Source organism: Agreia sp. Leaf335, from assembly GCF_001423605.1.
GTDB lineage: Bacteria > Actinomycetota > Actinomycetes > Actinomycetales > Microbacteriaceae > Agreia.
The window spans coordinates 724,259-737,147 of record NZ_LMOQ01000002.1 but is presented as its reverse complement, the minus strand read 5'-3'; the positions used below and the strand labels follow the sequence as shown (position 1 = coordinate 737,147).

The window sequence follows — 12,889 nt, the reverse complement described above, 5'->3', positions numbered from 1 at the left end:
AGTTAACATGTCCACGCAATCCGAAGCGCTGAGAAGTGCTGACCGCGTTGTCTCCACCGTCGCCCGTCACGGTGTGAAGTACATCTTCGGTATCCCTGGTGCGAAGGTCGACGCGATCTTCGATGCCCTCGAAGACGGTGGCCCCGAACTGATCGTGTGTCGTCACGAGCAGAACGCCGCGTTCATGGCCGGGGCCATCGGTCGACTCACCGGGGTCCCCGGCGTCGTACTGGTCACTTCAGGCCCCGGCACGACGAACCTCGCGACCGGGCTCCTCACGGCAAACACGGAACAGGATCCCGTTGTGGCGCTGGCCGGCTCCGTTCAGCTCTCGGATCGCCTCAAGCGCACGCACCAGTCGATGGACGCGGCCGCGTTCCTCTCGACCGTCACCAAGTCCACCGTCGAGTCCACGGATGCGGACGATGTGTCAGAAGCTGTGGCCAACGCCTTCCGTGCCGCGATCGACGAGCCGAAGGGTGCCGCTGCCGTCGTCCTGTCGGCAAGCGTGCTGAAGACACCGACCACGTTCGAGATCACGGATATCGCCCCGAAAGCGCAATACGGCCCTGCGGTGCAGGCCGACATCACCCGTGCCGCCGAACTCATCAAAGCTGCCGAGACTCCAGTGCTGCTGGTCGGGCTGAGGGGTGCAACCGATGAGGCGACCGCCGCGGTGCGCTCGCTTCTCACGGCAACCGGGCTTCCGATCGTCGAGACATTCCAGGCCGCCGGGGTCGTCTCTCGCGAGCTCGAAGACCAGTACATCGGTCGTGTCGGTCTGTTCCAGAATCAGCCCGGCGATCTCGTGCTCTACGACGCCGACGTCGTTGTGACCATCGGTTATGACGCGGTCGAGTACGACCCGGTCATCTGGAACGAAGACGTCTCCAGAACCATCATCCATCTCGATGTCGTGTCTCCGGACATGGACAATCACTACCAGCCGACACTGGAGCTGCGAGGCGACATAGCCGCAACAGTCGACGCCCTCGTGCCGCTTCTCGATGGGCTCGTGGTGAGCGAGCAGCAGCAGACGCGTCTCGCAGCCCACCGCGCGGCGCTGGCCGCGCTCGACGATGAGGCGAGAGCGACTCCGGACTCGGACCAGGGTGTCAACCCTGCAGCCCTCGTGCTTCGCATGCGCGAACTCCTCGACGATGATGCCACGGTGGCGGTGGACATGGGCTCCAATTACATCTTCACGGCCCGCCACTTCCGCGTGTACGAACCCCGTCACATCCTGTTCTCGAATGGGCAGCAGACCCTCGGCGTTGCCATGCCGTGGGCTATCGCCGCGAGTCTCGTGCGCCCCGGAACCCACGTCGTTTCCATCTCGGGCGATGGAGGGTTCCTGTTCTCCGTTCAGGAATTGGAAACGGCTACGCGTCTCGGCGTCACCTTCACCCACGTCATCATGCGCGACAACACGTACAACATGGTCGCTTTCCAGGAGGAGCTGAAATACGGGCGCACTTCTGGGATTCAGCTCGGAGACTACGACTCCGTGGCTCTGGCGGAAGCGTTCGGGGCGAAGGGCCACAAGGTGACGACTTTGGATGAGTTCTCGACCGTGTTCTCGGCCTCGCTCAACGAGCCCGGAGTGTCGATCATCGATATCTGGGTCGACTACAGCAAGAACACCGACATCGCTAAGGACCTGCCGGAGGACGCGTTCGAATGAGCAATGCAGCGATCGACACGAACGACGACTACTCGGTCTACCAGACCTCTACCATCTCGGCCCTGCTGGCCGGCGTGTACGACGGAACCGTGACCGTCTCGGAGCTCCTCGCTCACGGCGACTTCGGATTGGGCACCTTCAACCACCTCGACGGGGAGATGATCGTCCTCGACGGGGTCTGCTACCACCTGCGATCAGATGGTTCGGTGACAGTCGCCACGGGAACGGAGCACACCCCGTTCGCGGCTGTCACGTATTTCCACGCCAAACACGAACTCGCCATCGACACGGTGACGACGCGCCATGCCCTCACCGCTCTGATAGACGGCACCATCAACAGTGCGAATGTGGGAGCGTCCATCCGAATCTCCGGAACCTTCGACAGCGTTCGGACCCGAACGGTGGGGGAGCAGAAAAAGCCGTACCCCCCGCTCGTCGACGCCGCCGCCGGCCAGGCGGAGAACACGCTCACTCAGGTGACAGGGACGATCGCCGGATACCGGACTCCGCCGTTCGAAGACGAGATATCCGTGGCGGGTTACCACCTCCACTTCATCGACGACTCCCGCACCCGCGGAGGTCATGTGCTCGACTTCGTGCTCAGCAGCGGGAAGGTGGAGATATCTCCGATCAGTGAGCTGCACCTCAGCCTGCCCGAGACGACGGAGTTTCTCGACGCCACGATCTCTACCGACGTCGCCGCTGACGAGAACCAAGCCGAAGGTGGGTCGTAGCACCCGGGCGTTGTCGCCGACTGAGCCCTTCGGTACGGGCCTGCCTCGCTAGGAGGCGCGCGGTCCCTTCTGGGGATAGCCGATCTCGGCTCGGGTCGGGGGATTGGCTCCGGGACGCGAGACGGTGATGGCGGCGCAGCGCACCGCGTAGTCGCCGATGTCTGTGAGCAGTGCGGCGTCGAACGCGTGGCCGCTCCTCAGGTCAGCGGTCGACACGCCCTCGTCGCGTAGTTCGGCGATGAAGTCGATGAGCGCACTCATGAACGAATCGCCCGCGCCGATGGTGTCGGCGACCTCCACGACGATTCCCGCGACGGTCAGCCGCAGTGAGCGCGTCGCCAGCATCGCACCGGCGCTGCCGAGGGTCAGCGTCACGAGCCCGACGCCGAGACGCAGGATGTGCTCGACGACGGCCCCGAGACCCAGTTCGGGGTAAAGCCACTCGGCGTCTTCGTCGCTGAGCTTCACGACGCCCGCGAGCGACGCGATCTGCTCGAATCGAGCGAGTGCTGCCTCGTGGTCGGTCACGATGCTCGGTCGCATGTTGGGGTCGAAGCAGATGAGGGGTGATCGTTCGGAATCGACCATTTGCCTCAGCAGCGACACGACGGTGCTTCCGCCGGGTTCGAGGAACGCTCCGATCGATCCGACGTGCACGATCTCCGATCCGTCGAGCACCGCGTCGTCGATGCTGAGACCGAGCGGAAGCGACCAGCGGAGGTCGAAGACATAGTCGGCCGATCCGTCTGCCTTGAGGTAGGCCGTGGCCGTCGAGCTCGGCTCGTCGCGGATCGAGCCGGCGGCCAGGCTGACGCCCGCTTCGCTCAGATGCTCCGCGATCGCCGCCCCGCGGGCATCGTCGCCGATATGCGTGACGAGGGAGACGGGCCTGTTCAGCCGTGCCAGTCCCAGTGCGATGTTCATCGGCGATCCGCCGGGGTGTTCCACGCTGGGTGCTTCGCCGGAGCCCACGATCACGTCGACGAGGGATTCACCGATTGCGGTGACTGCGGTGAGCGAGTGCGACACAGGGGGCCTTTCGGGGCATGGAAACGGCTCTGCCTGCCCGAAAAGCAGCAGGCAGAGCCATTGTCGGGAGTGATCAGTTCGAAAGCGGCTGCAGCCAGGTTAGCTGCGACCCGTCTTCGACGATCAGGGGAGCGAGCCGCTCGTTGAAGACACGACCGTAGGACGCGCCGATGTGCGCCGCGAACGCGTCGTCATCGCGATAGACCTCGTAGACGAAGAAACGGGCGGGCTCAGCGCTCAGACGAGAGGGGGCGAACTCGATGCATCCGGGTTCGCGCCTCACGTCGTCTGCCAGCCCTGCCAGAAGCTCGGCCACGGTCTCCTCGCATCCAGGTCGCGCCGTGAACTCGGCGTACAACACCTTCGAGGCGGGGGCGACGGCGCTCACGCGGTGGCCGCACCCGTCATGATGGCGACGGCGTCGGTCATCGAGTGCGACTGCGGCGTGATGGTCGCCGCCCTCTTTCCCAGACGCTGAATGTGGATGCGATCGGCCACGTCGAACACGTGCGGCATGTTGTGACTGATCAGGATGACGGGCACGCCACGATCGCGCAGGTTGCGGATCAACTCGAGAACCTGGTTCGACTCGCGAACACCGAGGGCAGCTGTCGGCTCGTCCAAGACGACGACCTTCGACCCGAAGGCCGCGGAACGCGCAACGGCCACAGCCTGGCGTTGTCCGCCGGAGAGATTCTCGACGGGCACAGTGACGTCTTGAAGCGTCGAGATGCCGAGCTTCGTGAGCTCCTCCTTCGCCTCGCGCCGCATTCCCGCGGTGTCGAGCACACGGAAGACCGACCCCAGGATGCCCTTCTTGCGCTTCTCTCGACCGAGGTAGAGATTCGACGCCACGTCGAGGGCCGGGGAGACGGCGAGGTTCTGGTAGACGGTCTCGATTCCTGCCGAGCGGGCATCCTGCGGCCGCTTGAACGAGACCCGTTTGCCGTCGAGGAAGATCTCACCCTCGTCGGGAATCTCGGCACCGGTGAGGCACTTGATGAGGGTCGACTTTCCGGCTCCGTTGTCGCCGATGATGGCGAGCACTTCGCCGGGGTAGAGCTCGAGGCTCACGCCGTCGAGGCCCACGACCCGGCCGTAGGTCTTGACGAGACGACGGGCCTGCAGAACCGGCGTGCGCGTCTCGGCTTCGGGAACGACGTTGTCTGTGATGGTCACTTGCGTACCTTTCGAATCCACTGGTCGACGCCGACCGCGACGATGATGAGAATGCCCACGGCGAGCGTCTGGTAGAGCACGTCGAGTCCGGCGAGCGAGAGCCCGTTACGGAAGACACCGACGATGAGGGCGCCGAGCAAGGTGCCCCAGATGGTGCCTCGACCGCCGAACAGGCTCGTTCCGCCGATCACGACGGCCGTGATCGAGTCGAGGTTGAGGTCTGCTCCGGCATTCGGGCTGGCCGCGTTGCTGCGACCGATCTGAATCCAGGCGCCGATGGCCAGGATGGCGCCGGCAGCGATGTACACGCTGACGAGCACGCGGTTGACGCTGATTCCGGCGAGGCGCGCGGCCTCCTTGTCGTCACCCACCGCATAGACGTGACGACCCCAGGCCGTCTTACCCAGAATGAAGGCCACGACGATGTAGAGCGCGAGCATGATGATCACGCCGAAGCTGACCCGCACACCGAAGAGGTCGAAGGTCTGGCCCGTCGAGGGCAGCAGTTCCGGCATGTCGGAGCCACGAACGGTGGAGCCGGCGGAGTACAGCAGGGTGAGGGCGACGAAGATGTTCAGGGTTCCGAGGGTCACGATGAACGGAGGAAGCCTGAGCTTCGTGACGAGCAGACCGTTGAACAGACCCGCGGCAACGGCGACCAGGATGCCGATGAGCAGAGCCAGGAAGGCGGGCACTCCGTTCTGGGTGGCGGTCTGAGCCATCACCATCGAGGCGAGCACCATCACGGCACCGACTGAGAGATCGATTCCCGCCGTGAGGATGATCAAGGTCTGCGCGACGGCGAGGGTTCCGACGACGGCGACCTGCTGAGTGATCAGCGAGAGATTGGCGGGGGCGAGGAATCGGTCGTTGAGGATGCCGAAGACGATGACGGCGATGACGAGAACCACGGCCGGGCTGACGGCTGGGTAGCGGTGGAGGACGCCTCGCACGCGGTCGATGGGCGTGCGGCGGTCGAGAAATTCAGAAGCGAGAGCGAGTGAAGAGGTCGGTGGGTTGGTCACCGGGTTGGGAGAAGTCACGAGAGCCTTTCTGGGGGAGGTGGAGCAGGAGGATGCAGGGGGTGGAGCATTGCTCCACCCCCTGCCGTCGGACTATTTGCCCCAGCAGATGTCGGTAGCGTCGGCAGCGGTGATGCTGTCGAGTCCATCGACGGGCTTCTCGGTGACCAGCTTCGAGCCGGTGTCGAAGAAGTCGAGTCCTGCGCTGGTCGACGGCTTGGTGCCGTCGGTGGCGAGCTTGGCGATGGCCTCCACACCGAGCTCGGCCATCTTCACGGGGTACTGCTGTGCCGTGGCCCCGATGACGCCGTCGGCTACGTTCTTGACGCCGGCGCAGCCGCCGTCGATCGAGACGAGCAGCACGTCCTTCTCTTTTCCTGCGGCCTGCAGAGCCTGGTATGCGCCGTACGCAGCAGGCTCGTTGATCGTGTAGACCACGTTGATGTCGGAGTTCTTCGACAGCAGGGTCTCCATCGCCGTGCGGCCGCCATCTTCGGCTCCGTCGGTCGCCTCGTTGCCGACGAGCTCGTACTCGCCGCCGCTGTACTTGCCGGTCTTGGCCTCATCGCCGTTCTTCTTGTCGTCGGCGGTGTCGATGCCCATTCCGGTCAGGAATCCCTGGTCGCGGTTGTAGTCGACCGAGACGACCTTGTCGTTGAAGAGGTCGAGCATGGCGATGGTGGCCTTCTTGCCACCGAGCTGTGCTGCAGTCCACTTGCCAATCGACTCTCCGGCGGTGAAGTTATCGGTGGCGAAGGTGATGTCGACGGCGTCGGCGGGGTCGGGGGCCGTGTCGAGGGCGATCACATAGAGACCGGCGTCGCGTGCCTTCTGAATGGCGTCGACGACCGACGGACCGTTGGGCGTGATGAGGATGCCCTTGTCTCCCTTTGAGATCGCGTTCTCGATGGCCTGGATCTGAGTGTCCTCGTCGCCATCTTCTTTGCCGGCCGCCAGCGTCAGCTTGACGCCGGCCTTGTCGGCCGCGGCCTTCGCGCCGTCTTCCATGGCGACGAAGAAGGGGTTCGTCGTGGTCTTGACGATGAGCGTGACGCCGACGTCGCCGCTGCCGGCCGAGTCGGTGCTGGTCGATGCTCCGCCGCTCGAGCAGGCGGCGAGCCCCACGGATGCGACGAGCGCGATGGTGCCAAGGCCGGCAAGCCGGGCGATGGGCGATTTGCGTGTGTTCATGGAGTCCTCATTGGCTCAGGGGGCGATCTGCCCGACAACGATGTCAGGTATAGGTATAGGCGCCTTCGATTAGTAGAGTCAAGTTAATCCTCGCAGAAGAAGAGCAGTTATGACATCGTTATCAGACCCCCGGCGAAGCGAAGCGCTTCGTCGCCGTCCCACCATGAAGAACGTGGCCGACCTGGCGGGCGTCGGGGTCAAGACCGTTTCTCGCGTGATCAATCGTGAACCGCACGTGTCGGAGGAGACCATCGCGCGGGTGCGCCGGGCTGCCGAACAATTGCAGTATCAACCGGATATCCACGCCGGGAATCTGCGACGGGCCGACCGTCGAACCGACACGCTCGGTCTGCTCGTCGGAAGCGTGGCCAACCCGTTCTCGGCCGCGGTCCATCGAGCGGTCGAAGACATCGCGCTCGAGCGACATGTGGCGGTCTTCGCCTCGAGCCTCGACGAGGATCCGGAGCGCGAGCTCTCGTCGGTGAACGCCTTTCTTCGCAGGAGAGTCGATGGACTGATCCTCACGACGATCCAGCCGAGTCAGGCCTATCTCGGGTCTCAGCTCGATCAGGGCATCCCCATCGTCTTCGTCGACCGCAGGCCCCACGGAATCGAGGCGGACGCCGTGATCACGGAGAACGCCGAAGGGGCCGCCGGGGCCGTCGAGCATCTTCTCGCCGTCGGTCACCGCCGTATCGCCTATCTCGGCGACGACGAGAAGATCTTCACGGCCAGGGAGCGCAAGCGCGGCTACCTCGACACGCTTCGGCGTCATGGTGTTGCGCCAGACGAGCGGATCATCGTGGACAATCTCGACGACGAGGGCAAGGCATCCGATGCTGTCGCTCGACTGCTCGCGCTCGATGACCCGCCGACGGCCATCTTCAGCGCACAGAACCTCATCACGCTCGGAGTGATCACCTCGCTGAGGTCGGCAGGGGCATCGACGCGAGTCGCCCTCGTCGGTTTCGACGACGTGCCCATGGCCGCTCTGCTCGAGCCGGCGATCACCGTCGTGGCGCAGGATCCCACCTCGATCGGAGAGATCGCGGCACGCCGTGTCTTCGAGCGGCTAGACGGACTCGACGAACCGGCGCGCGACTTCGTCGTGCCGACCCGACTCGTCGTGAGGGGCTCGGGGGAGATCCCGCCGGCTTGAGCCGTTCGAAGGACAATTCACGGTGCTCCTTGAATTGTTCGGTGGACATTCCGTAGCATCGCTCGCGATCGATGACATCGATGTCATCGCGACAACGCGCAGCGAAGGGCGTCCTGTGAAGCATCACGACAAACAACAACAGCAATGGAGAAATCGACCCGGAACAACCACGAGAATCGTGGCGGCGGCCGGGGCCTGTCTGCTCGTGGCCGCCGGGGTCTCGGGTGCCACCTCGGCGGCGGCGGCTGATCCGGTGACCGTATCGCCGGCGCAGTTCATCGGCTCGGCAGCGGTGTCCGACGTGGCCCCTCCTGCCGAGCCGTATCGCCCCTACCTCGGGTACAGCCCCGAGAAGAACTGGATGAACGACCCCAACGGTCTCGTCTACTACGAGGGCGTCTACCACCTCTTCTACCAGTACAACCCCTTCGGCACGACCTGGGGCAACATGAGTTGGGGCCACGCCACGAGCACCGATCTCGTGCACTGGTCTGAGCAGCCGCTGGCGATTCCCCAAGATGCCGACGCGGACATCTTCTCGGGCTCCATCGTCGTAGACCACGACAACACCTCCGGTTTCGGAACGGCGGACAACCCACCGCTGGTGGCCATGTACACGGCCGCGTACAAAACCGGCAAGCAGGCTCAGGCGCTCGCCTACAGCACCGACGCGGGCACGACCTGGACCAAGTACTCCGGCAACCCCATCCTCGATCGCGACTCGAACAACTTCAGAGACCCGCACATGTTCTGGTACGACGGCGGCTCGCCCGAGAACTCCTACTGGGTCGTGGCTACCGTCGAGGCGACCGAACACCGCGTGCTGCTCTACCGCTCTGACAATCTGGTCGACTGGAGCTACCTCAGCGACTTCGGCCCTGCCAACGCCACGGGTGGCGTATGGGAATGCCCCGATCTCTTTCCGCTCGCCGTCGACGGCGATCCAGCCAACACCAAGTGGGTGATGGTGGTGAATCTCAACCCGGGCGCGGTGTCCGGCGGTTCTGGCGGGCAGTACTTCGTGGGTGATTTCGACGGCACCACCTTCACGTCGGACACCACGCAGCCGACCGACTCGCTGCCCAAGGGTGACCTCTTCGCTGGATTCGACGATGGCACCTACTCAGGATGGGCCGTCGACAACGAGCCGGGAAACTGGAAGAACGGACCGTTCGGAGACCAGCCGGCCACCGGCGCGATCGACGGACAGCAGACGGTCGTCGGCCAGGTCGGGTCTGGACTCATCAACGGATTCAACGATGGCGACTGGCCGATCGGACGCGTGTCGTCGCCGGACTTCACGATCAGCAAGGACTACGTCAACTTCCTGGTCGGAGGCGGCAAGCACGCTCACCTCGACGGCGGTCAGCTGGGCAACGAGCCGCCCGTCGGCAGTGAGCTTCTCTTCGACGGCTTCGAGTACGCGGGCACCGAGAGCGTGGTCGATCACGGGTGGACAGTGTCGGGCGACTTCGTGGCGGAGCGCAACCCTTCCACCTCGGGCGGCGACTACGCCATCGGAGCCAAACGCATCAACACCTGGGAGGGCGGGGCCAGGGGAGACGACAACACCGGAACCCTCACCTCGGGGTTTTTCACCATCGACAAGTCCTTCGTCAGCATGCTCGTCGGGGGCGGAAAACGCGACGCGGCGAGCGGCCAGGTTCTGCAGGTCGAACTTCTCGTCGACGGAGCGGTCGTCGCGGCGGCGTCAGGCGACAACGACGGCGCCTTGAACTGGAAGAGCTGGGATGTCAGCGCGTACCAGGGCAAGCAGGCTCAGCTACGAGTGAACGACCAGGCGACCGGCGGATGGGGCCATCTCACCCTCGACGAGGTCGTTCTGGCCGACAGCCCTGCCCTTGTGCGAAGCAGTGAGACCTCCGTCAACCTCGTCGTCGACGGCCAGGTGGCTCGAAGCTCCACCGGCAACGACAGCGAGACCCTGGACTGGTCCGCATGGGACGTCTCCGATCTCATCGGCACGACGGCACACATCGAGGTGGTCGACAACAATCGCGCCGGATGGGGGCACGTTCTCGCCGACCAGTTCATGTTCTCGGACACGGCCGCCGCGCCCCGCATCGAGTCGTACGACTGGCTCGACTGGGGGCGTGACTTCTATGCGGGAGTCACCTACGACAACGCGCCCGACGGCAAACGCATCATGATCGCCTGGATGAACAACTGGGAGTATGCGAACGACATTCCGACCGGCCAGTGGAGGAGCGCCATGGCTCTGCCTCGCGAGCTCTCGCTGCAGACCATCGATGGGCGTCCGCGGCTCGTCTCCGAGGTCACGCCTCAGGTCGATGGGTTGGCCAAGCCGTTCGCCGCGGTGTCGGTGCCCGCCGGTGCCGTCTCCGAGGGCACGACGGCCCTACCGGTCGACGGCGTCGGTGCGGTGTACCGGGTGGATGCCGTTCTCAAGCCGGGTACGGCGTCGAGCTTCGGGCTCGCCCTGCGCACGTCGAGCGACGGCGCGCAGTCGACACCGCTCACCTACGACACCGCATCCGGGTCGTTGAGTCTAGATCGTCGCACGTCGGGTGATGTGTCGTTCAACCCGACCTTCTCGTCTGTCGAGACGGCACCCGTGGCCTTGGATAGCGATGGCCGTCTGCGGCTCGAGGTGTACGTCGACAATGCGTCGGTGCAGGCTTTCGCCCAGGGAGGCGGGACGACGATCACGGATCAGGTGTTCCCCGACCCGTCGTCGACGGGAATCTCGCTCGTGTCGAACGGAGGCTCCGCCGAGATCGAGAGCCTGACGATCACGCCGCTGTACGGCGGAATGTACGATCCGCAGACGGTGCTCGAGACGCCCGGTGCTCCGACCTCGGTTGCGGCGACGTCGACTGAGCAGGGTCTTGCCACCATCACCTGGGCAGCGCCGGATGACGACGGCGGATCGCCGGTCACGTCATATGTCGTGCGATCGGTCGCTGCGGACGCCAGGGCTGCGGGTCCGGTGTGCGAGGTCGCAGCGAACGAGTGCCGGGTAACCGGGCTCGAGCCCGGCTCCGTGGTGAGCTTCGCCGTGTCCGCTCGCACCGTGGTGGGAGAGGGCGCGAGCTCGGCTCCGGTCGACGTACGGATCGCCGACGCATCGGGAACGGCGCCCGGCACGCCGTCGGTCGGCGCGCCATCTGCGCCGGCGGGGGCATCGACGGGCGGGCTCGCCGCTACGGGCCTCTCGGTCGGCTCCGCCGGGTCGCTGGCGGCGCTGCTGCTCGCAGTCGGGGTGGCGACGCTGTGGGCGAGAAAGCGCGCTCGTCGCAGCCGGGCCACGAGCTGAGTGTGCGTGTGCCGCGCACCAACGGGTGTGCGGCACACGCACGCGCGAGTACTCTCGGAGCGTGTCGACGATGACGGGGCACAGCAACCGGAGGTTCCCATGGGCAAGCTGATCTATTCGATGATCACCTCTCTCGACGGCTACGCCATCGATGCCGACGGCGGATTCGATTTCATGGAGGTCGGCGAGGAGGAACACGACTTCTTCGCAGAGCAGCTGCGGTCGGTGGGCACGTTCCTCTATGGCCGGCGCATGTACGAGACCATGGTCTTCTGGGAGACCGCGCATCTGCTCGAGGAGGCGCCCCCGTTCATCGTCGATTTCGCTCGCGTCTGGCAGGCCGCCGACAAGGTCGTCTACTCGACGACCTTGGAAGAGGTCACGAGCGAGCGGACGCGTATCGAGCGCTCCTTCGATGCTGCGGCGATCCGAGAGCTCCAGGCGGCGTCCGACAGCGACATCACGATCGACGGCCCCCATCTCGCGGCTCACGCCGTTCGCGCGGGTGTCGTCGACGAGTATCAGCCCGTCCTCGCGCCGAAGACCGTCGGAGGCGGCACGCCCTTCTTTCCGGCCGGCGTCCGACTCGATCTCACGTTGCTCGACCAGCATCGGCTAGCGGCCGGAGGGCTCTGGCTCCGCTATGTGCCCGCTACCCACGAGGGCGCGTGACGGGCATCGGCTACTCGGCGACGACCGGTCGCGCGGCGACCCAGATGACGCGGCCGGATGCGACGGAGATCGTCGCGCGACCGGCTCGAAGACGTGTGATGGCATCATCGAGCGCCGCGAGGTCGTCGGGCTCCAGGCCGTCGCCGAGCAGGGTGCGATTGAAACCCAGCTGCAAGCCGAGGTAGCGAGCACCGTCTGGGGTGTCCGTCGATGCTGTCAGCGTGGCCTCGCTGCGCGCGATCGGTGCGAAACCGGCCGATTCGAGGGCGCGAGTCCAGTCGGCGACCACCGGGTAGCCACGCTCCGCGAGCGTGTTCACGACACGCTCACCGAGTCGAGAGCGTTCGGTGTCGAGGTCTGCCGGTTCGTAGGTCGTCTCGCCTGTCATCTCGATCACGACGAGCGCGCCTCCGGGGCGGAGGGCGTCGAACACCTGACGAAGAAGACGAGCGGGATCACCGACATGGTGCAGTGACAGAGCCGCCCACGCCAGATCGATCCCGTCGGGCAGATCGGCGATCCAGTCGTCGTCGAGGTCGGCCAGGTGGGCCTCGACGTTCGCGGCCACGCCCGCGTCTCTCGCGGCCTCGCGCAGGCGATCGAGCATGCCGACGGATGCGTCGATGCTGTGGATTCGGGCTCCGGGGAAGCGGTGGGCGAGCGCGACGGTTCCGGTTCCGGTGCCTGCGCCCAGATCGACGATCGTGCGGGGCTCGGTGATCATCGCGTGCGAGGCCTCATCCGTGGCCTGAGCCAGCACCGGTGCGCCGAACAGGGCGTCGAGATCGAGCAGTTTTTCGAGCTCGGCGTGGTGGGCGGGTGCCGGTCCGAAGCCGGGGCGGTCCGGATGCGAATGGTGGGGTGCGGGGAAGGCGTGCGTCATACGACAACGGTACGCGAGGCATCCATTTTCGACATATG

General features: G+C 65.3%; 11 protein-coding genes. 5 read left to right on the top strand and 6 right to left on the bottom strand.

Features of this window, described 5'->3' with window-relative positions; all coding sequences use genetic code 11:
* Positions 1-7 precede the first annotated feature (7 nt).
* Positions 8-1,684, top strand: coding sequence for an acetolactate synthase AlsS (alsS, locus tag ASF79_RS09530; protein WP_055854127.1), 1,677 nt, complete (start codon positions 8-10; stop codon positions 1,682-1,684).
* Positions 1,681-2,418, top strand: a complete 738-nt coding sequence (gene budA / locus ASF79_RS09525) for an acetolactate decarboxylase (protein ID WP_055854125.1) — start codon at positions 1,681-1,683, stop codon at positions 2,416-2,418. The genes alsS and budA overlap by 4 nt, the downstream gene beginning before the upstream one ends.
* 48 nt (positions 2,419-2,466) lie before the next feature.
* Here budA and ASF79_RS09520 read toward each other — a convergent pair whose 3' ends face one another.
* The 5 genes from ASF79_RS09520 to ASF79_RS09500 form a co-directional block, all read right to left on the bottom strand.
* Positions 2,467-3,447, bottom strand: coding sequence for a carbohydrate kinase family protein (locus ASF79_RS09520; protein ID WP_055854123.1), 981 nt, complete (start codon positions 3,445-3,447; stop codon positions 2,467-2,469).
* A gap of 73 nt (positions 3,448-3,520) precedes the next feature.
* Positions 3,521-3,835, bottom strand: coding sequence for a putative quinol monooxygenase (locus tag ASF79_RS09515; protein WP_055854120.1), 315 nt, complete (start codon positions 3,833-3,835; stop codon positions 3,521-3,523).
* A complete protein-coding gene (locus ASF79_RS09510) occupies positions 3,832-4,626 on the bottom strand; it encodes an ATP-binding cassette domain-containing protein (RefSeq protein ID WP_055780092.1) in 795 nt (264 codons plus the stop codon). The genes ASF79_RS09515 and ASF79_RS09510 overlap by 4 nt, the downstream gene beginning before the upstream one ends.
* Entirely contained in the window at positions 4,623-5,669 is a 1,047-nt protein-coding gene (locus tag ASF79_RS09505) for an ABC transporter permease (protein WP_104278054.1), read from the bottom strand. Before ASF79_RS09505 ends, ASF79_RS09510 begins: the two co-directional genes overlap by 4 nt.
* Positions 5,670-5,741: 72 nt before the next feature.
* Positions 5,742-6,839 (bottom strand): substrate-binding domain-containing protein, encoded by a 1,098-nt coding sequence (locus tag ASF79_RS09500; RefSeq protein ID WP_055780099.1) that lies wholly within the window; start codon positions 6,837-6,839, stop codon positions 5,742-5,744.
* A 109-nt stretch (positions 6,840-6,948) separates the two neighbouring features.
* Between ASF79_RS09500 and ASF79_RS09495 the strand changes: the two genes are divergently transcribed.
* The 3 genes from ASF79_RS09495 (at position 6,949) to ASF79_RS09485 (ending at position 11,968) form a co-directional block, all read left to right on the top strand.
* The gene (locus ASF79_RS09495) at positions 6,949-7,998 is read left to right on the top strand and encodes a LacI family DNA-binding transcriptional regulator (RefSeq protein WP_055780100.1); all 1,050 of its coding nucleotides are present in this window, start codon (positions 6,949-6,951) and stop codon (positions 7,996-7,998) included.
* A gap of 178 nt (positions 7,999-8,176) precedes the next feature.
* Positions 8,177-11,296, top strand: a complete 3,120-nt coding sequence (locus tag ASF79_RS09490; RefSeq protein ID WP_082495787.1) for a GH32 C-terminal domain-containing protein — start codon at positions 8,177-8,179, stop codon at positions 11,294-11,296.
* 99 nt (positions 11,297-11,395) lie between these two features.
* The gene (locus ASF79_RS09485) at positions 11,396-11,968 is read left to right on the top strand and encodes a dihydrofolate reductase family protein (RefSeq protein ID WP_055854119.1); all 573 of its coding nucleotides are present in this window, start codon (positions 11,396-11,398) and stop codon (positions 11,966-11,968) included.
* Between the two features lie 10 nt (positions 11,969-11,978).
* On the opposite strand, the gene ASF79_RS09480 is transcribed toward ASF79_RS09485, so the two are convergent.
* Positions 11,979-12,851, bottom strand: coding sequence for a class I SAM-dependent methyltransferase (locus ASF79_RS09480; RefSeq protein WP_055854117.1), 873 nt, complete (start codon positions 12,849-12,851; stop codon positions 11,979-11,981).
* Between the last annotated feature and the right edge of the window lie 38 nt (positions 12,852-12,889).

Bases quoted from the DNA above. Each gene is read 5' to 3' on its own strand.
- alsS (WP_055854127.1), top strand. From the start codon at position 8: ATGTCCACGCAATCCGAAGCGCTGAGAAGTGCTGACCGCGTTGTCTCC.
- budA (WP_055854125.1), top strand. From the start codon at position 1,681: ATGAGCAATGCAGCGATCGACACGAACGACGACTACTCGGTCTACCAG.
- ASF79_RS09500 (WP_055780099.1), bottom strand. From the start codon at position 6,839: ATGAACACACGCAAATCGCCCATCGCCCGGCTTGCCGGCCTTGGCACC.
- ASF79_RS09495 (WP_055780100.1), top strand. From the start codon at position 6,949: ATGACATCGTTATCAGACCCCCGGCGAAGCGAAGCGCTTCGTCGCCGT.
- ASF79_RS09485 (WP_055854119.1), top strand. From the start codon at position 11,396: ATGGGCAAGCTGATCTATTCGATGATCACCTCTCTCGACGGCTACGCC.
- ASF79_RS09480 (WP_055854117.1), bottom strand. From the start codon at position 12,851: ATGACGCACGCCTTCCCCGCACCCCACCATTCGCATCCGGACCGCCCC.